Annotated in this window: 18 protein-coding genes; 3 read left to right on the top strand and 15 right to left on the bottom strand. The window is 65.5% G+C overall.

The genetic code is table 11. The features are described 5' to 3' along the window. Positions 1–23: 23 nt before the first annotated feature. Entirely contained in the window at positions 24–1463 is a 1440-nt protein-coding gene (locus RHODMAR_RS13635; protein ID WP_008715458.1) for an HNH endonuclease signature motif containing protein, read from the top strand. Between the two features lie 187 nt (positions 1464–1650). Here RHODMAR_RS13635 and lepA read toward each other — a convergent pair whose 3' ends face one another. Continuing rightward, positions 1651–3498 carry a translation elongation factor 4 gene (gene lepA, locus RHODMAR_RS13630; protein WP_051048027.1) on the bottom strand — a complete coding sequence of 616 codons (1848 nt, stop codon included), beginning with the start codon at positions 3496–3498 and terminating at the stop codon, positions 1651–1653. Positions 3499–3647: 149 nt separating this feature from the next. On the opposite strand from lepA, the gene RHODMAR_RS13625 reads away from it, so the two are divergent. Beyond that, positions 3648–4217: a type II toxin-antitoxin system PemK/MazF family toxin gene (locus tag RHODMAR_RS13625; protein ID WP_008715454.1), complete on the top strand. Its 570-nt coding sequence runs from the start codon at positions 3648–3650 to the stop codon at positions 4215–4217. Positions 4218–4265: 48 nt separating this feature from the next. On the opposite strand, the gene RHODMAR_RS13620 is transcribed toward RHODMAR_RS13625, so the two are convergent. From RHODMAR_RS13620 to RHODMAR_RS13610, 3 genes are read right to left on the bottom strand one after another with little or no spacing between them, the layout of a single operon-like run. Further along, complete coding sequence (locus tag RHODMAR_RS13620; protein WP_008715452.1) at positions 4266–5108, bottom strand: transglutaminase family protein; 843 nt, start codon at positions 5106–5108, stop codon at positions 4266–4268. Next, positions 5105–6079: an alpha-E domain-containing protein gene (locus tag RHODMAR_RS13615; protein ID WP_008715450.1), complete on the bottom strand. Its 975-nt coding sequence runs from the start codon at positions 6077–6079 to the stop codon at positions 5105–5107. Before RHODMAR_RS13615 ends, RHODMAR_RS13620 begins: the two co-directional genes overlap by 4 nt. Then, entirely contained in the window at positions 6080–7624 is a 1545-nt protein-coding gene (locus RHODMAR_RS13610) for a circularly permuted type 2 ATP-grasp protein (protein ID WP_232433658.1), read from the bottom strand. It abuts the gene before it with no gap. Between the two features lie 356 nt (positions 7625–7980). Between RHODMAR_RS13610 and rpsT the strand changes: the two genes are divergently transcribed. After that, positions 7981–8241 carry a 30S ribosomal protein S20 gene (gene rpsT / locus RHODMAR_RS13605; protein WP_008715444.1) on the top strand — a complete coding sequence of 87 codons (261 nt, stop codon included), beginning with the start codon at positions 7981–7983 and terminating at the stop codon, positions 8239–8241. A gap of 92 nt (positions 8242–8333) precedes the next feature. Here the strand turns inward: rpsT and holA are convergent, their stop codons facing one another. The 11 genes from holA to RHODMAR_RS13550 form a co-directional block, all read right to left on the bottom strand. Beyond that, positions 8334–9341 carry a DNA polymerase III subunit delta gene (gene holA / locus RHODMAR_RS13600; RefSeq protein ID WP_008715441.1) on the bottom strand — a complete coding sequence of 336 codons (1008 nt, stop codon included), beginning with the start codon at positions 9339–9341 and terminating at the stop codon, positions 8334–8336. Between the two features lie 18 nt (positions 9342–9359). Continuing rightward, entirely contained in the window at positions 9360–10949 is a 1590-nt protein-coding gene (locus RHODMAR_RS13595; protein WP_008715439.1) for a ComEC/Rec2 family competence protein, read from the bottom strand. Between the two features lie 29 nt (positions 10950–10978). Continuing rightward, the gene (locus RHODMAR_RS13590) at positions 10979–11845 is read right to left on the bottom strand and encodes a helix-hairpin-helix domain-containing protein (protein WP_008715437.1); all 867 of its coding nucleotides are present in this window, start codon (positions 11843–11845) and stop codon (positions 10979–10981) included. Between the two features lie 109 nt (positions 11846–11954). Beyond that, a complete protein-coding gene (locus RHODMAR_RS13585) occupies positions 11955–12803 on the bottom strand; it encodes a DegV family protein (protein ID WP_008715435.1) in 849 nt (282 codons plus the stop codon). Then, positions 12800–13552: a diglucosylglycerate octanoyltransferase gene (octT, locus tag RHODMAR_RS13580; RefSeq protein WP_008715433.1), complete on the bottom strand. Its 753-nt coding sequence runs from the start codon at positions 13550–13552 to the stop codon at positions 12800–12802. Before octT ends, RHODMAR_RS13585 begins: the two co-directional genes overlap by 4 nt. After that, the gene (locus RHODMAR_RS13575) at positions 13539–14192 is read right to left on the bottom strand and encodes a histidine phosphatase family protein (RefSeq protein WP_042939140.1); all 654 of its coding nucleotides are present in this window, start codon (positions 14190–14192) and stop codon (positions 13539–13541) included. The genes octT and RHODMAR_RS13575 overlap by 14 nt, the downstream gene beginning before the upstream one ends. Next, positions 14189–14578 (bottom strand): ribosome silencing factor, encoded by a 390-nt coding sequence (gene rsfS, locus RHODMAR_RS13570; RefSeq protein WP_008715432.1) that lies wholly within the window; start codon positions 14576–14578, stop codon positions 14189–14191. Before rsfS ends, RHODMAR_RS13575 begins: the two co-directional genes overlap by 4 nt. After that, on the bottom strand, positions 14575–15288 hold the full coding sequence (nadD, locus tag RHODMAR_RS13565; protein WP_232433656.1) for a nicotinate-nucleotide adenylyltransferase: 714 nt from the start codon (positions 15286–15288) through the stop codon (positions 14575–14577). Before nadD ends, rsfS begins: the two co-directional genes overlap by 4 nt. 107 nt (positions 15289–15395) lie before the next feature. Beyond that, positions 15396–16811 (bottom strand): vWA domain-containing protein, encoded by a 1416-nt coding sequence (locus RHODMAR_RS13560; RefSeq protein WP_008715429.1) that lies wholly within the window; start codon positions 16809–16811, stop codon positions 15396–15398. A gap of 1 nt (position 16812) precedes the next feature. Beyond that, positions 16813–17694: an AAA family ATPase gene (locus tag RHODMAR_RS13555; protein WP_008715428.1), complete on the bottom strand. Its 882-nt coding sequence runs from the start codon at positions 17692–17694 to the stop codon at positions 16813–16815. A gap of 45 nt (positions 17695–17739) precedes the next feature. Beyond that, the coding region (locus tag RHODMAR_RS13550; protein ID WP_008715425.1) for a glutamate-5-semialdehyde dehydrogenase at positions 17740–18816 on the bottom strand (1077 nt) is incomplete at its 5' end.

The raw sequence follows: 18816 nt of genomic DNA, 5'->3' as shown, positions 1-18816 counted from the left end.
GCACGTTCGATACACTTCATGGCATGACCACAGCGATCTGGCAACTGAGCGAGGACCAACTCCTCGCTGCCGCCGCCGAGGTCTCCCACCAGATCCAATTGTTGGAAGCCCGGCGGATCGCCCTCGTCGCCGAAATCGACACCCGCGTCTCCCGCGAGAAACTCGGCTTCCCCGGCCCCGCCGGCTGGCTCACCTCCACCACCCTGCTCTCGGCAGGAAAAGCCAACAAGATTCTCGCCCTCGGCCGTGGAATGGCTGCCTTCCCCGACATCGCCGACGCCGTGAACACCGGTGTCATGTCCCTCGACCACGCCGCCCTGATCCTCGACTTCGCCGAAACCCCACCCGAACACCTACCGCAGGTCGGGCGAGATATGGCCCGGGCAGCGCTGATCAAAGCCGCGACCGGACCCGACGCCCGCACCGGCCCACTGCGCGCGGCGATCACCCGCTTGAACGACCTCTACGGCGGCAACAAGCCACCCGCCGAGGACACCGACCGCAACGAACTCTTCGCCTCGAAAACCCTGAACGGGCGCCTGGCACTCAAAGGGGATTTCGATGCCGTCACCGGAGAAAAACTGCTCACCGCACTCTCACCCCTCACCGAACCCCGCCCTGCCGTCGACGGCACCCAAGACCCCCGCAGTCCCGCCAAGCGCAGGGCGGATGCGTTCGGGCAGATCCTCGACCACTACCTCGCCTCCAGCGACCGCCCCACCGAAGGCGGCGACAAACCCCACGTCAACCTGCACATCCGACTGAAAGACCTCACCGACCTCCGCGGCACCGCAGCAAGCGCAGCAGGCAGCGACAGCGGCAGTGGCAGTGGCAGCGGCAGCGGCAGCGGCAGCGGCGATGATTGCGACAACGCCACCGGACCGGACTGCGGAAGCAGCGGCAGCCGCGACGATGATGCCAGCGGCAGCGGCCATCATTGCGCCAGCGGCAGCCGCGATCGTTGTGACGGTGATACCGTGCCGACCCCTGATCGCGGCGCGTATCGGGACATGTTCGGCGACGGTACCTCTGTCGGCTGGCTGCCCTGGATGGGACCACTCTCGCGCAACACCTCCAGACAACTCGCCTGCGACTGCATCCTCACCGCCATCGTCATGGACGACACAGGCAACCCACTCAACCTCGCCCGCACCGCCCGCACCGTCACCGCCAAACAGAAACGAGCATTGACAGCGCGCGATCACGGCTGCGCCTTCCCCGGCTGCGGCAAACCCGCCGCCTGGACCGAAGGCCACCACATCTGGCACTGGGCCGACGGCGGCCCCACCGACATGAACAACCTCGTTCTCCTCTGCGGATTCCACCACCGACTGATCCACCACAGTGACTGGGAAGTGTTCATCGCCGCCGACAACCACCCCTGGTTCATCCCACCGGCCACCGTCGACCCCCACCGGCAACCCCGACAATCCCACGCCCGAGCAGGCCCCCACATCGCCTGAAACCCCTAAACAATTCCAGCCCCGCACCGAGAACACGGTGCGGGGCCGGAAAAGATTGTGTTGCAGCTACTTCGGCAAACGGAAGGACCGATCAGCATGCAGCTGGAACGGCCGCCAGTGGGGCCAGGGCAGCGAGCATGCAGTGCTTCGATGCGGGCCACCCGAGGGCACCAGCGCTTGTGCCGGCTTACTTCTTGGGCTTGTCGGAGGAGGACTCCGAAGACAGCGCGGCGACGAAGGCTTCCTGCGGCACTTCGACGCGACCGATCGTCTTCATCCGCTTCTTGCCTTCCTTCTGCTTCTCGAGCAGTTTGCGCTTACGGCTGATGTCGCCGCCGTAGCACTTGGCCAACACGTCCTTACGGATTGCGCGGATGTTCTCGCGAGCAATGATGCGCGATCCGATGGCGGCCTGGATCGGCACCTCGAACTGCTGACGCGGAATCAGTTCCTTCAGCTTGGTCGTCATCTTGTTTCCGTAGGCGGCAGCAGCATCCTTGTGCACGATCGCCGAGAACGCGTCGACGGCCTCGCCCTGCAGCAGGATGTCGACCTTCACCAACGCACCGCTCTGCTCACCGATCTCCTCGTAGTCGAGGCTGGCGTATCCACGCGTGCGGGATTTCAGGATGTCGAAGAAGTCGAAGATGATCTCGGCCATCGGAATCGTGTAGCGCAGCTCCACGCGGGTCTCGGACAGGTAGTCCATCCCACCGAGCTCGCCACGGCGTCCCTGACAGAGCTCCATGATGGAGCCGATGAATTCGCTGGGCGAGATGATCGTGCACTTGACCATCGGCTCGAACACTTCCCGCGCCTTGCCGTCGGGCCAGTACGAGGGGTTGGTGACGATGTGCTCGGCACCGTCTTCCATCTCGACTCGGTAGACCACGTTCGGCGAGGTCGAGATCAGATCCAGATTGAACTCACGCTCGAGCCGCTCGCGGGTGATCTCCATGTGCAGCAGTCCGAGGAACCCACAGCGGAAGCCGAAGCCGAGAGCAACGGAGGTCTCCGGCTCGTAGGTGAGGGCCGCGTCATTGAGTTGCAGTTTCTCGAGCGCGTCACGCAGGTCGGGATAATCCGAACCGTCGAGTGGGTAAAGACCCGAATACACCATCGGCCGAGGCTCGCGGTAGCCGGTCAAGGGCTCGGTCGCGCCCTTGCGGAAGGTGGTGACGGTATCGCCGACCTTGGACTGACGAACGTCCTTCACACCGGTGATGAGGTAGCCCACCTCGCCGACGCCGAGGCCCTTGGTGGCTTTCGGGTCGGGCGAGACGATCCCGACCTCGAGCAGCTCGTGCGTCGAGCCGGTCGACATCATCGTGACCTTCTCGCGCGGGTTGAGCGCCCCGTCGACGACGCGGACGTAGGTAACGACGCCGCGGTAGGTGTCGTACACCGAGTCGAAGATCATGGCGCGAGCCGGGCCGTCGGGGTTGCCGACCGGAGCCGGAACCAGCTTGACGACCTCGTTGAGCAATTCCTCGACGCCCACACCGGTCTTACCGGATACGCGCAATACTTCGTCGGCCTCGCACCCGATGATGTGCGCGATCTCGGCGGCGTAGCGGTCGGGATCGGCTGCGGGTAGGTCGATCTTGTTGAGCACCGGAATGATGGTGAGCTCTTTGTCGAGAGCCAGGTACAGATTGGCGAGCGTCTGCGCCTCGATGCCCTGTGCAGCGTCGACGAGCAGCACTGCTCCTTCGCAGGCTTCCAGCGCGCGGGAGACCTCGTAGGTGAAGTCGACGTGTCCGGGCGTGTCGATGAGGTGCAGAACGAATTCCTCACCGTCGACAACCCAGGGCAACCGTACGTTCTGCGCCTTGATGGTGATTCCGCGCTCACGCTCGATATCCATCCGGTCCAGGTACTGCGCGCGCATCGACCGATCGTCGACGACGCCCGTCAGCTGCAACATCCGGTCTGCCAACGTCGACTTACCGTGGTCGATGTGGGCGATGATGCAGAAGTTCCTGATCCTGGACGGATCGGTGAACGTCGTGTCGGCGAAGCTGGGCACTCGTATCCTTCGGCTGGCGTGTTCGAAATGAGCGAACGGGTATGTCCATGGTCCCACGCCGACAACGGTGCGCCGTCCCCGGCTGTCCGACTCGGGTGCTCTCCTGCTGCGGTTCGCGCTGTGAGCAGCAGCGGCGGGATCGCTACACTCGCCGCATGGCTGGCAACTGGAGCAGATTCGGCAAGGAACTGGGCAAGATCGCGATGCGCGAGGGCCCGCGCCTCTTCCGTCAATTGCAGAAGTCCGGCGCTCTGCAGAAGGGCAAGGACGCGATCAGCGGAACGACGACGAATGCGTCCGCTCCAGGACCGCGCCCCGGTCGGCCGGTGGCGTCGCAGACCAGACCGACCGCCCAGCGCGCCCGCACCATCGAGTACTCCCCCGACCTGGATGGCAAGGCGGACCCGGGCGAGATCGTCTGGACGTGGGTCACCTACGAGGAAGACGCCAACCAGGGCAAAGACCGCCCGGTATTGGTGGTCGGGCGTGAGGGCAACGACCTGCTCGGCCTGATGCTGTCGAGCCAGAGCAGCCGCGACGGCGACCGCGACTGGCAGTCGATCGGGTCCGGTTCCTGGGACGCCAAGGGTCGACCGAGCTGGATTCGCCTCGACCGGGTTCTCGACGTGCCCGAGGACGGGATCCGCCGCGAGGGTGCGATTCTGAGCAAGCCCCAATTCGATTCCGTGGCAAACCGATTGCGCCGCGACTTCGGCTGGAACTGACGTCGTGCGCCTTTTGCACTCCTGCAGGGGTGCAAAAGGCGCACGAAGCTAGGCCAGTCGGGTGATCTCCACGACCACGTCGAGAGCCGTCGAACCGCCGCCGGAGAAGATGCCCTTGAGCGGTGGTACGTCGGCGTAGTCACGCCCGAGTCCCACCGAGACGTGCTGCTCGTTCACGGCGATGGCGTTGGTCGGGTCGTAGCCCCACCACGCACCGGTCCACGCCTCGATCCAGGCGTGGCTCTCGCCTTCGACCGTCGCACCGATCGCAGCCTCCTTCTTCGGGTGCAGGTAGCCCGAGACGTATCGGCTGGGGATACCGATGCTGCGCAGCATCAGCAGCGTCAAGTGCGCGTAGTCCTGGCAGACGCCCTTCTTCTCCGACCACGCCTCGACTGCCGAGGTGTGCACGCCGGTCGTTCCCGGCACGTACGACATCTCCTGGTTGACCCAGTTGCAGATCTCGACCACCGATTCCTGGGGCGGGAGTCCCTTGGAGAGCTTCTTCGCCACCGAAGCGAGTTGCCTGTTCTTGGGCACGTACTCGGTGTTGTCGAGCACCTCGTTGAAGCGGTCGGTGATCGGGTCGCTGGCCAGTTCCTCCCAGGAAGCAGTCTCGTCGGGATAGACGAAGGGATCGGTCTCGACGACCGACGACCCGGTGACTTCGAGTTCGGTGTGCGGTGCGTGCAAGTCGAATGCCGTCACCGCGGTTCCCCAGTAGTCGGTGTAGCGGTAGGACCGCGTGACCGGGTTTGTCTCGACTCGGTTCAGAATGACGTTCTGCCGGTTGTCACTTCGCGGCGTCAACCGAGCTTCGTTGTACGACGACGTCACCGGTGCGTCGTACTGATAGCCCGTAGTGTGCACCACACGCATACGCCAGCTCACAGTTCACCTTCCAATTGATCTTCGAATGTTCCAGAGCCGGCGTCGGTCCACGCAACCCACGGCGCGGCGTGGAAGTACTGCTTGGAGATCGCCTCGCCGAGCTCGCGGCACGTTTCCTGCAGCGCCAGCAAACGCTCCTGCAGGTCGTCGAGAATCTCACCGGGACGCAGGAATTCGAGTTCGCTGCGCGCGCGACCGAGTAGCCGCTGCGCTTCGGCGCGAGCACCGACGCGACTGTTGGGCTGGTGGTCGAGCTGATCGAGCGAACGTTCCGCTTCGTTGAGTGCGTAGAACACCGAACGCGGAAAGAGCCTGTCCAGCAACATGAACTCGAGCACGCGTTGCGCGTCGAGAGCTCCTCGATAGGTCCGCAGGTAGGTGTCGTGGGCACCTGCCGAGCGAAGCACCGTCACCCAGGCCGGCGAGGACGGGCGGTCACCTGCACGTGAGAGCAACAGCCGAACGATCATGTCGATGCGCTCCACCGAGCGGCCGAGCAGCAGAAAGCGGTAACCGTCGTCGTGACTGAGGGTGGAGTCCGCAAGACCGGCGAACATTGCGGCCCGTTCCTCGATGTAGCTGAAGAACTCGGCCGGGCCGGTGCGCTTGGACGCCCTGATGCTTTCGTTCAGCCCGTTGTACGTGGTGTTGAGACACTCCCACATTTCGCTTGACGTCACTTCGCGTGCGCCGCGGGCATTTTCGCGGGCACTCGACAGCGAGTCCACGATGGACCCGAGCCCGTCACGACTGAACGCCACCAACTCGGTGAGCGACCACACGTCGAGCGAAACGTCGGGCTCGTGTTTGAACCCGAGCACCCGCAACAGCACTCGCGAGATGTGATCTGGATCTACCGTGGCATCTTCGAGAAGCTGGTGGACGGTGACGTCGAGGATGCGAGCAGTGTCGTCCGCTCGCTCGACGTACCGTCCGATCCAATACAGCGACTCTGCGTTGCGCGCGAGCATTTACTGTCCACCGCCGTTCGAGTTCATTGCTTGCTGTTGCTGTTGCTGTTGTTGCTGCTGCTGCTGGTCCATCGTCAGCTCCGGGCCCTGTTCGACCATCGGCGACTCCGGCGGAACACTGACGATTTCCTCGCCCGCCAGTTCCTGCTCCTCCTGAGAGGTTCGGGTGGCGAGCACCCACGTGTCCTTACTGCCGCCGCCCTGGCTCGAGTTGACCACCAGCGACCCCTCCGGCAGCGCGACCCGGGTCAACCCGCCGGGCAGGACCCAGACGTCGTCACCGTCGTTGACGGCGAACGGCCGCAGGTCGACGTGCCGAGGAAGCAACTGGTCACCGATCTTGGTCGGCACCGTCGAGAGCTGTACGACGGGCTGAGCGATCCAGCCGCGCGGATCTGCGCGAACCTTCTTGCTGATGGTCGCCAGTTCCTTCGGTGAGGCGTCGGGGCCGAAGACGATGCCGTAGCCACCGGACCCTTCCACCGGCTTGATGACCAATTCGTCGATGCGGTCGAGCACTTCCTCGCACTCGTCGTCGAGCCAGCACCGGAACGTGTCGACGTTGGCGAGCAACGGCTTCTCACCCATGTAGTAGTCGATGATCGTGGGCATGTAGGTGTAGACCAGCTTGTCGTCTCCAACCCCGTTTCCGACGGCACTCGAGATGACGACGTTGCCGGCGCGGGCGGCGTTGACGAGACCGGCCACTCCCAGCACCGAGTCGGGCCGGAATTGCATGGGGTCGAGGTAGTCGTCGTCGATGCGGCGGTAGATGACGTCGACCTGACGCTCGCCCTCGGTGGTGCGCATGTAGACGATGTTGTCCCGACAGAACAGGTCGCGTCCTTCGACGAGTTCGACGCCCATCAGCCGGGCAAGCAGCGAGTGCTCGAAATAGGCGGAGTTGGCCACGCCGGGCGTCAGCACCACCACTGTCGGGTCGGCCTCGTTGAGGGCGGCAGCGGAGCGTAGGGCGCGCAGCAGATGTGAGGCGTAATCACCGACGGCGCGGACCCGGTGGCTGGCGAACAGATCCGGAAACACCCGCGCCATGGTGCGCCGGTTCTCCATCACGTAGGACACACCCGAGGGCGAGCGCAGATTGTCCTCGAGCACTCGGAACGTGCCCTGGGCGTCGCGCACCAGGTCGATTCCGGCCACGTGAATGCGGACGCCGTTGGGTGGAGTGATGCCCACGGCCTCACGGTGGAAATGCTCACACGAGGTGATCAGCCGCTTCGGTACCACGCCGTCGCGCAGAATCTCCTGGTCGCCGTAGATGTCGGCGAGGAACATCTCGAGCGCCTTGACGCGCTGTTTGATGCCACGTTCGAGACGGGACCACTCCCCTGCCGCGATGACGCGGGGAACCTGATCGAGTGGGAACGGGCGCTCCTGACCGGACAGCGAAAACGTGATGCCCTGGTCGATGAACGCTCGCCCCAGCGCGTCCGATCTGGCATCCAGGTCGGACGCGTTCGCCGGAGCCAGGGCAGTGTGGATGCCCTTGTACGGAGTTCGGGTACGACCGTCGGCGTCGAACATCTCATCGAAGGCGAGGCCGTATTTCCCGACGTCGGAATACCCGCCGAACACCCCGTCGACATCGGGTTCGACACGATCCGCTGACTTGGTCTTGGTCGCTTTGGCCTTTGTGGTGGCATGCGTTGCCGATCGCGGACTCATTCTGGTCATGTTGCTACAGCGACTGGAGTTAGGCGCGGTAGAAGCGTTAATTTCTTGAAACGCATCTCGATGGCCGATCCGAATTGGGTTCTGGTCCACCGTGCTGGTATTCTCGATCTTCGGCGCAGGGCTCCAACGCTCAGCAGCAGACTTCGGGCATTCCAGCATGGATCGCCCTGACCGGAATACCGACGAAGACGACAAGGATTTTACGCGTGGCCAATATCAAGTCCCAGAAGAAGCGAATTCTCACCAACGAGCGTGCACGCCTGCGCAACCAGTCGGTGAAGTCTTCCCTTCGCACCGTCATCCGCTCGTTCCGCGAGGCGCAGGCTGCGGGCGACAAGGACAAGGCTTCCGAGATCCTCGCCGACGCAGGCCGCAAGCTCGACAAAGCCGCCAGCAAGGGCGTCATCCACAAGAACCAGGCTGCCAACAAGAAGTCGGCACTGGCTCTCGCAGTCAACAAGCTCTGATTCTTCACTGAGCTCGACCGAGCCCGCTGCATTCCGCAAGGATGCAGCGGGTTTTGTCGTGCCGCGGACTCCCCCTACACCGAGCCTGCTTGTTACCGGCCCAACCCCGCCACCTCCGCAACGGCTTTCTCCACTGCGTAGTCTGCATCCGCTGCCTGACCTTTGACGTCGGCATTGAGTTGCGCCACCACGCGCAGTGCTTGTGCGATCGATCGACCGTTCCAGCCGCGGGCCTGACCCTGCGCCTTCTTGATCTTCCACGGCGGCATGCCCAGTTCGCCGGCCATCCGGAACGGGTCGCCACGACCGGCCGAGCCCACGAGTGCGATGGTGCGCACGGCATCGGCCAGAGCGTCGGCGAGCAGCACATGCGCGACTCCCCGGTGCATCGCCCACCGAACCGCCTCGAGAGCGCCGGCCCTGTCGCCGATCACCGCTTTGTCGGCGACGTCGAAACCGGAGACCTCGGCCTTGCCCGAGTAGTACCGGCGCACCGCGGCAAGATCTACCTTGCCGCCGGTATCGGAGACCAACTGCGAACAGGCCGAGGCCAATTCGCGGAGCTCGTTGCCGACGGACTCGACGACGGCTTCGATCACCTCGCCGCTCACTCGAACGTCGGCTGCACGGAACTCCCCGCGCACGAAGTCGATGCGTTCGGCAGGTTTGGTGAGCTTGGCGCACTCGTGCACCTGCGCGCCACACTTCTGCAGGGCTCCCACCATGGCCTTGGCCCGACCGCCGCCGGAGTGCATGACCACCACGACAGCGCCCTCGGGCGGGTCGGTTGCAGCGTCGAGAACCAGCGCAACGGCGTCCTTGCCGGCCTCGGCCGCGGCTTCGAGCACGACGACGCGATCCTCGGCGAACAGCGACGGGCTCAGCAGTTCGGCAAGTTCCGGGGCACTGGCATCACCGGTGCGCAGCCGCGTCACCGGTAGGTCCTCCCCCGGAATCGCGGCATTGGCACGCACCTGGGCCACGATCGCCGCCACCGCACGGTCCATCAAGAGTTCCTCGTCGCCGAGAACCAGATGCAGAGGAGCCACACTCGAAGTCACACCAGTGATCGTGCCATGGGTGGCCGACAGCTCGAACATCCGCTGCGTGCTTGTCACTCACCACAACACATCTGCCGTCCACAGCGCCAACGCCGCCAGCGACACTGCCGCGGCAATCCACCGAATCACCTTCAACCGCAACGACGCCAGCAGTGCGGCGGTCCCGCACAGTGTCAGTACCGCGCCCCACAGACCGCCCGGGGTGACGATGCCCGCTGCCGGTACCGACGCGGCCCGCTCGGCCACCGCGATCAACCACCACAGCGGAGCCGACGCCAGCTGCGCCGTCAACTCGGCGAGAGAGGTGCTCACGGTTGCGATCACGGCGGTCACGATGCCCACCACCGTGATCGGCGCGACGACCGGTGCCACCAACACGTTCGCAGCGACGCCCACCACACTGAAGGTTCCTGCCATTGCCGCGACCACCGGGGCAGTTACCGCGTGCGCCGCTGCGGCGACCGCGACCACCTCGGCGGCCGTCCTGGGCCAGCCGTGGCCCCGGAGCCAGTCGACCCAGATCGGTGCGACGAGTACCAGTCCGGCTGTGGCGAACACCGACAGGACGAATCCGACGTCCACTGCCAGCCTCGGCCACCAGGCGAGCAATGCCAGCACCGCTCCGCACAGCGCGGGAACTGCTTGCCTGCGCCTACCGGTCACGAGCGCCAACAGCCCGATCGACCCCATCACTGCCGCACGCAGCACACTCGGCGACGGCCGCGCCACGATCACGAAGGCGACCAGCACGACGAACGCGACTACCACCGTGGCTCGCGGACCGATGCCGACGCCGCGCAACACCAACAGCACCGCACCGATCAGGATGGAGAAATTCGCACCCGACACCGCGGTCAGATGGGTCAGACCGGCCGCCCGGAAGTTCTCGGCCACCGTCTCGTCCATCCGTGAGATGTCTCCGACCACGAGACCGGGAAGCAGACCTGCGCGATCGGGTGGCATCGAATTCTGCGCCACTGCAGTGAGATCGGTCCTGAATGTACCTGCTGCAGCGGAGATCGTCCCGGGCTCTGCGACGGTGACGGGCGGTGCCGATGTGCGGATCACCGCCACGGTCATATCCGGGCGACTCGGCTCACCGAGTCTGCCCCGAACGGTTATTTCCTGGCCGGGCAGCAGTGCCGACCAGCTCGACTCCGGTGCGATGATCGACACCCGTCCGCCGACGAACAGTGCGGTACCGACCAGGTCGACGCGATCGAGCTCAGCCTTCACCAGCACCATCGAGGGCCCTGCGGACGACAGTCGCCGTGGATCCTCCTCCAGTCGCACCGACGCCGTGATCCACGCGCGGTTCTCCGCGGCCGCCGCCACGGGATGCTCTGCCACCGCGCGCATCTGAAGCCAGATCGCCGCACCGAAGCACAGGGCAAGCATGACGACGGTGGCCACTCCCGCCCAACTGGGCCCGGTCGCGGTACGGCGCGCCGCGACCAGATGAAGCGCCCACGAACCGAAAAGAACCACTGTGCCCGTCGACGCGGTGGCGACCAGCGCGCCGCCGGGGCCGCCGAGGATTCCCACCGCGGTGATCGACCAGCACACCACGGCGGCCGGAACCAGGCGCACATCGAACGGTAGGAACTCCTCGGTCGGCGCAGCGCTGGCCTGAGCAGTGCTGGGCACCGCAGTACTTTCCGACGCGGCATCAGTCCTCATCCGACGTGCACCAGGTCCCGGATCTTCGCCAGCCTGCCGGGCCCGATACCGTCCACTTCGGCGAGCTGATCCACAGTGAGAAAGCGGCCGTTGGTCTCTCGCCAACTGACGATCGATGTCGCGGTCACCGGCCCCACCCCCGGCAACGCATCCAGTTCGGCGACAGTGGCGGCGTTGAGGTCCACCGTCCCACCGGAGGCGGAACCCGCCGGGAGATCGATCGACGACCCACTGCTGTCCGTTGTCAGACTCTGCGCCGATGTCGTACTGCTTACCGGCGGGCCTGCTTCCGGTGGCACCACTCCGACGACGATCTGATCACCGTCGGACACTCGCGCGGCCATGTTCAGCGCCAGCAGATCGCCGCCCTCCGCAGGACCTCCGACGGCGGCCACCGCGTCGGCCACCCGCGAACCCGGTTGCAGCCGAACCAGTCCGGGCTGCGCTACCAGTCCGACGACGCTGACGACCAGTTCTGACTCGACGTCGGGTACCGCTGCCGGAGCAGGCATGACCTCGGAGACGGTCGTGTCGGCGGTCACCACAGCAAGCGGCGGCACAGGTGCCGGCGTCGGCGAATCTCGAAACACTGCACCTGCGGCGACGAGTACGACGAAGATCCCGGCGGCCGCCAATGCGACCGCACCCTTCCTCCCCGGGTCCACGCGGGCCGAGCGCCATCGCTGCGGGAGTGCGGACGACCATGGGGAGCCCAGTCGGTGCGAATCCGGCAACAGCCAGTCCGGGGCCGGGGCGTCGGGGGTCGGGTGCTCCACCTCGACGCGATCGCGTGCGGAATCAGGTTGTCTGCGCACGGCATTCAATCGCGCCACCGTGTGCGCCCGATCGTCGTCACCGCCCATGTACGAGGACGCTAGTGTTCGCGCCCCGGCTCACCCGTATCCCGACGCTGGTCGCGAACTGCCCTGTGCACAACCCGCCGCCTGTGGATGAACCGTCCGATCGGCGCGGCTACGGGCGTCCCGGTGCCACCACGACGCCGACCGCACCCGGGCCGACATGGGCTCCCAGCACAGCCCCGAAGGGATACACGTCGATGCTGGTGAACAGAGGAATTCGGGAGGCCAACATCGCGGCGACGTTCTCGGCGCGCTCTGCGCACTGCATATGGTGCACCGCGAGCACAACCCCCGAATCGTCGCCCACCTCGGCCGCGGCTGCGACGACTGCATCGACCAGCTTGCTCAGCGCCTTGGAGGAGGTTCGCGCCTTCTCCCGCAATACGAGCGTGCCGTCACTGATGTGCAGCACCGGCTTCATGGCCAGAGCCGTCCCCAGCAGTGCCGCGGCCGCACCGATTCGGCCTCCACGTCGCAGATGATCGAGGCGATCGACCACGATGAAACACCTCGAATTTTTCGCCGCTGACACTGCGTCGTGGTAAACCCCGTCCAGGTCCGCTCCCCCGGTGGCCGAATCGGCAGCGGTCAGTACGGCAAAACCCAATCCCATTCCGGCCGAGGCGGAATCGACCACTCGGATGGCAGAGCCGACCTGATCTGCAGCCTGACGAGCTGCTTCCCATGTGCTCGACAGCCCACGGGAGATGTGCAACGCCACCACACCGGCTCCCCGACTGCGTTCGAGCGCCGCGGCGTACACCTCGGCCAGCTCGCCCGGTGACGCGCCCGCGGTGGTCACCGGCTTACCCGAGATGGAATTCGCGGGGATGTCGTCGACACCCTCGCGATGGTCGATGCCGTCGACCAGCACATGCAGTGGCACCACCGAGATGCCGCGCTCGGCGGCGAGTGCCGGCGGCAGGCAGGACGAGGAGTCGGTGACGACGGCGACGGTCATCGCTTCGGAATCATCGCAGCGGCCGCTACCGGTCGCAGGGCCTCGAGCATCATGTCCGCCACTGCAACGTGCGCGTCCCACCCCCAATGGATACCGTCCGGGTTCGCGTTCTCGGACTCGATGTTCGGGCGCACCGCGTCCGCCAGATCGACCATCGGAACGCCCTTGTCCTTGCTCCACGCGCGCAGTGCACGCACGGCCGGCTCGCGGCCCGAGTGCACCTTTCCGTAGGCGTCGCAGCGGTGCACCGAGGGATACGTGCCGATGACGGGAAGTTCGGGACGCACGTAGGCCAAAGCTGAGCGGGTCTGCTCGAGGTAGTCGACGCTGAGCCGCGGCGGCAGTGCCACCGGCCACCCCAGATGCGAGAGAACTGGCTGCACCGCTTGGTATCCCGCGCGAACTACGCGTCGGAGAGCAGGAGGTCTGATGTACCTGATCTGCTCGCGCAGTGCGGTGGGCAACGGCGAGGGAAGTGAGTCCATCCCGCCGATTGCGAGCACGACGGCACCGGCCCGAGGGATGGCTGCCCACACCCGCGGATCCTGGGTCAGCGCCCACCACGCGTCACGGCTCGTCCACCCGATTCGCGCAACCAATTCCACCGTCCAACCCAGTTCGGCGGCAACGAGATTGGGCCACAGCCGCGGATCGTCGACCGGCAGCCCGCCCTCGGGCCCGTAGTAGCTCAGCGAGTCCGCGAGTACTACCAGCGCGGGACGCGCCGCAGGCTCGTCAGAGGACGTCACTGGCTACTCGCGCCGACGCATTCCACACGTCCAGCCGCCACGACGGTGCGTCCCCGGCTCCGTGCGCACCGAGCTGCACCCAGCTGGTGTTGGCGAGGCCACCGAGCACCGGCCAGCGATCGGTCGGCAGATCCAGCAGCGCTGCGGTCAGTGCCGCGATCAAGCCCCCGTGTGCGACGAGCACCAACGGCCGCTCGCTGCCGTCGGCACCCCATTCGGTGACACTGCTCAGGAGCTCGCGAACCAGGGGAACACTGCGACGGGCGACGTCGATGCGGCTCTCCCCGCCCGGTGGGGCGATGGTGGCATCGGCGCGCCAGGCCGGGCGTGCACCGGGTGCGATCCCGTCGACCTCGGTGTGGGTCAGTCCCTGCCATTCACCGAGATGGGTTTCGCGCAGACGCTCGTCCACCGAGACCGACACACCGGCAGAATCCCCGAGTGCCACTGCGGTATCGAGGGCTCGCCGGAGATCGGACGAGACTATCCGAATCGGATCCCGCGTCGACAGCTCGGCAGCGGCCGTCGTCGCCTGAGTGCGGCCGAGTTCGGAGAGATCGGTGTCGAGCTGACCCTGCATGCGGTCGGTGGCGTTGTATTCCGTCTGACCGTGCCGAAGCAGGATGAGCCGTCTGATCATTGCTCCGATTCCGGAGCCGGATGCTGTCCGAGACCGGGAACCTCGATGGTCGGGCAGTCCTTCCACAGCCGCTCGAGCGCATAGAAGTTGCGCTCCTCGTTGTGCTGCACGTGCACGACGATGTCGGAGTAGTCCAGCAGCGCCCAGCGGCCTTCCCTGGTGCCCTCGCGGCGAACGGGCTTGTGTCCGGCCTCACGGAGCTGATCTTCGATGTTCTCCACGATCGAGTTGACCTGACGCTCGTTGGGCGCAGACGCGATCACGAAGCAATCGGTGATGTAGAGCTGGTCGGAGACGTCGAGAATCACCACGTCGCTGGCCAGTTTGTCGTCGGCTGCGAGCGCGGCGATACGCGCCATCTCGGCGGCTTCGGCTGTTGCAGTCACTTGGGTGTACTCCCACTCGTATGGTTCGGGTTCGCGGCCATTGCGCTGGTGACCGGCCCTTCCGGTTGCTTTTTCTGGGGTGCCGGTTCCGACATGGTGACGGATCCGTCGAGGCGCTGAGCGCCTCGTGGTCGGTAGAGATTTCTCTTCGAGATGTATTGCACGACGCCGTCCGGTACGAGATACCAGACGGGCCGATTCTCACCGGCTCGAAGTCGACAGTCCGTCGACGATATCGCGAGTGCCGGGATTTCCATCAATGTGAGTATGTCGGCAGGCAACGATCGAAGATGGTTGGCCAGATGTTCGACGCCGAGCTCGAACCCTGGACGCGAGACTCCCACGAACTTGGCGAGCTCGAACAGCTCCTCCCAGCTCTGCCACGTCAGGATCGACCCGAGGGCGTCCGCGCCGGTGATGAAGAACAACTCGGCATTGGGATGCTGCGCTCGCAGATCGCGCAGAGTGTCGACGGTGTAGGTCGACTTCTCCCGATCGACGTCCACGCGGCTGACCGAGAATCGCGGATTGGACGCGGTGGCGATCACGGTCATCAGGTAGCGATCCTCGGCCGGGCTGACCGTTTTACCTTCCTTCTGCCACGGGCTTCCGGTGGGGACGAAGATGACCTCGTCCAGACCGAACTTGTTCGCCACTTCGCTGGCTGCGACGAGGTGCCCGTGGTGAATGGGGTCGAAAGTGCCGCCCATCACGCCCAAACGGCGAACGGACTGCCTACCTGTGTCGTCGCCGGAGTCGGATTCGCGCTGCACAACCGCTGATTCTACGTCCGCGGCGCTGCCGGTCGTCACACGCCTCACACCGGCAGCAGCCGTGAGACCACGGTGGCGAGTTGCTGGGCGGATCGGCACTCGTGCATCGCGATCACATCGGCGTAGACCTTGGCCGCCGAATCGCCGGAACCCCACTGCGATTTCGGCTCGGGATTGAGCCAGTACGCATGCTTGGCCACCGAGACGATGTGCGCCAACGCGGGTAGCTTCGGTTCGCGGTAGTTGGTGCGGGCGTCGCCGAGAATCAGCACCGAACTACGACTGGTGACCGCGTGCGCGTATTTCTCGTCGAAGGTCGTCAGCGCGTGGCCGTAGTCGGAGTGCCCGTCGTACGTCACCAGATCGGACTCCCGAACGATGCGGCTCATCGCAGCACCGAGGTCGGAACCGGAGTCGAAGAACCGCGTCACCTCGTCGGTGGAGTCGATGAACGCGAAGATCCGCACCCGCGAGAACTGTTCACGCAATGCGTGCACCAACAGCAGGGTGAAGTTGCTGAACCCCGCCACCGAACCCGAGACATCGCACAGCACAACCAGTTCCGGGCGTGCTCGACGCGGCTTGCGCTCGACCAGATCGATCGGAATGCCGCCGGTGGACATCGACTTGCGCAACGTGCGGCGCAGATCGATCGAGCCGTGCCTGCTTCGACTGCGCCGCACCGCAAGTCGCGATGCCAACAGCCGAGCCAGCGGGGTGACGTTTCGTCGCAGCGCCGCCATCTCCGTGTCCGAGGCGCGCAGGAAATCGACTTCCTCCGCGAGCTTGGGCACACCGTAGCTCGCCACCCGCTCGCGCCCCAGCTTCTCGGCCGATCGCCGCCTCGTTTCGCTTTCGACCATCTTGCGGAGATCTGAAATACGTTGCGCTGCAGTACGTTTGGCCACCTCCGATTCGTAGTCGTCGGTGGGCCGATTCGGTGCGTCGTCGCTGCGACCGAGCAACCCGTCGAGAATCTTGCGGAGTAATGTATCGGGCGCGACATCGCGCAGGGCCTGATAGGCCGAGAACGACGGTCCGTTCGAGGACTTGTACTGACCGAGCTCTTCTACCATCTGTGCCGCCAACATCTGGGTCAGCTCGGCGGCCTCGGCCGAATCGTCGGACAGCAGTTCGACCAACAGCTCTCGAAGCGCATCGATGTCGACATCACCGGCCTCGGTGCGAGGCAGAGCAGTGTCGATCTGCCCCGAGTCCCTGGTGCCCGCAGCCACCGGAAACCACAGGTCGAACAGGGCGTCGAACACGGCGCGGTGCGTCGGCCGTCGCAGCAGCGAGCAGGCCAGTCCCTCGCGCACCGCCTCCCGATCGAGCAGGTTCAGCACCGACAGGACCCGGCCGGCGTCGACGGTCTCGGACGGACCGACCGAAATCCCACGCCGACGCAGGGCATCGACGAAGCCGACGAGGTGTCCGGGCATTCCGTGCGGCGCCTGCATGTCAGTTGAGCCGAAGTTCGGCTGCCGCTCGGACCTGGTCCGACTGATGCTTCAGCACTACACCGAGCGTGGCGCGAACCGCTTCGTCGTCGAGCGTGTCCATGCCCAGCGCCAACAGCGTGCGCCCCCAGTCGATCGTCTCCGCCACCGACGGCAACTTCTTAAGCTGCATTGCACGCAGAACCCGCACGGTCTTGATCATCTGCTCTGCTATTGCCTCGGGCAGCTCGGGGACGCGGCTGGCGAGAATGCGGCGCTCGAGATCCGCGTCGGGAAAGTCGAGGTGCAGGAACAGGCAGCGACGTTTGAGGGCCTCGGACAGCTCGCGTGTCGCGTTGGAGGTGAGCACCACGAACGGCGTGCGCTCCGCGGTGATCGTGCCGAGCTCGGGAATGGTGATCGCGAAGTCGCTGAGCACCTCGAGCAGCAGACCTTCGATCTCGACATCGGCCTTGTCGGTCTCGTCGATGAGCAGGACCGTGGGCTCGGTCCGTCGAATCGCCTGCAGCAACGGCCGCGCCAGCAGAAACTCCTCGGAGAAGACGTCCAGCTTGGTCGAGTCCCAATCGGCACCGGTACCCGACTGGATGCGCAGGATCTGCTTGGCGTGGTTCCACTCGTACAGGGCTCGGGCCTCGTCGACGCCCTCGTAACACTGCAACCGCACCAGTTCGGCACCGGTCGTCTGCGCGACCGCTCGGGCGAGTTCGGTCTTGCCGACGCCCGCTGGACCTTCGATCAGCAGTGGCTTGCCGAGGCGATCGGCGAGAAACACCGAGGTGGCCGTCGCCTTGTCTGCCAGGTAGCCCGTCTCGGCCAGACGCTCGAGGACGTCTCCCACGCTGGCGAACAACGGCGGTGTGGTCGGTAGAGCACGGTCCACGTCATAACTCCTAACAAGATCGGGTCTGGCCGGTACTGCGGGGCGTCAGGCTTCTCGGATGTGCCCATCGCCCCACACGGTCCATTTGGTCGAGGTCAATTCTGGCAAGCCCATGGGTCCACGGGCGTGCAGTTTCTGGGTGGAGATGCCGATTTCGGCTCCGAAGCCGAATTGCTCACCATCGGTGAACGCGGTAGAGGCATTGACCATCACGGCGGCCGCGTCGACTCGCCGGGTGAACTCGCGGGCAGCCCCGAGATCGGCAGCGACGATTGCCTCGGTGTGGCCGGTGCCGTAGCGGTCTATGTGCGCGATCGCCTCGTCGATGCCGTCCACGACCTTCAGCGCGATGTCGAGTGAGAGGTACTCCTGCGACCAGTCTTCGTCGTGAGCCGGAACCAGCCCGGGCAGGTCGCCGTGCACCGTGACGCTGTGCATCCGAAAGGCCTGCAGCAGCCGCGGCACCATGGTCTCGGCAATCTCGGAATCGACCAACACGGTTTCGGCAGCGTTGCAGACGCTGACGCGGCGGGTCTTGGCGTTGAGCACGATCTTTTCTGCTGTCTCCGCATCGGCGGAAGAGTGAACGTAGACGTGGCAGTTTCCGACGCCGGTCTCGATGGTCGGGACCGTGGCATCGCGCACGACCGCCGCGATCAGTCCTGCGCCACCACGCGGAATCACGACGTCCACCAGGCCACGCGCTTGAATGAGGTGGGTGACCGTCGTTCGATCCGCGCTACCGAGCAGTTGCACGGCGGCCTCGGGCAGACCGTGGCTGCGCAATGCCCCCTGCAGGGCGTCGACCAGTGCGGCGTTGGACTGTGCGGCCGAGGAGGACCCCCGTAGCAGCACCGCGTTTCCGGACTTGAACGCAAGCCCGAATGCGTCGACGGTGACGTTGGGCCGAGCCTCGTAGACCATGCCCACCACGCCGAGCGGGACCCGCACCTGCCTGATCTCGAGCCCGTTGGCAAGCGTCGAGCCGCGGATGATCTCGCCGATCGGATCAGGCAGACCAGCCACCTGTCGCAGCCCCGCGGCGATGCCCTCGATGCGCGACGCGGTGAGCCGCAACCGGTCCAGGAGGCCCTCGTCCGTCCCGGCTGCCCGCGCGATCTC

Source organism: Rhodococcus sp. AW25M09, from assembly GCF_000333955.1.
GTDB lineage: Bacteria > Actinomycetota > Actinomycetes > Mycobacteriales > Mycobacteriaceae > Rhodococcoides.
Note: the sequence above shows the minus strand (reverse complement) of the source record. Positions and strands in the feature narration are given on the sequence as shown.

Coding starts and splice junctions, on each gene's coding strand:
- RHODMAR_RS13560 (WP_008715429.1), bottom strand. CDS start 16,811: ATGCAGGCGCCGCACGGAATGCCCGGACACCTCGTCGGCTTCGTCGAT.
- holA (WP_008715441.1), bottom strand. CDS start 9,341: ATGTTCGAGCTGTCGGCCACCCATGGCACGATCACTGGTGTGACTTCG.
- RHODMAR_RS13635 (WP_008715458.1), top strand. CDS start 24: ATGACCACAGCGATCTGGCAACTGAGCGAGGACCAACTCCTCGCTGCC.
- RHODMAR_RS13610 (WP_232433658.1), bottom strand. CDS start 7,624: ATGTTCGACGCCGACGGTCGTACCCGAACTCCGTACAAGGGCATCCAC.
- RHODMAR_RS13625 (WP_008715454.1), top strand. CDS start 3,648: ATGGCTGGCAACTGGAGCAGATTCGGCAAGGAACTGGGCAAGATCGCG.
- RHODMAR_RS13590 (WP_008715437.1), bottom strand. CDS start 11,845: ATGGGCGGTGACGACGATCGGGCGCACACGGTGGCGCGATTGAATGCC.
- RHODMAR_RS13615 (WP_008715450.1), bottom strand. CDS start 6,079: ATGCTCGCGCGCAACGCAGAGTCGCTGTATTGGATCGGACGGTACGTC.
- nadD (WP_232433656.1), bottom strand. CDS start 15,288: ATGGGCGGCACTTTCGACCCCATTCACCACGGGCACCTCGTCGCAGCC.
- RHODMAR_RS13575 (WP_042939140.1), bottom strand. CDS start 14,192: ATGATCAGACGGCTCATCCTGCTTCGGCACGGTCAGACGGAATACAAC.
- RHODMAR_RS13585 (WP_008715435.1), bottom strand. CDS start 12,803: ATGACCGTCGCCGTCGTCACCGACTCCTCGTCCTGCCTGCCGCCGGCA.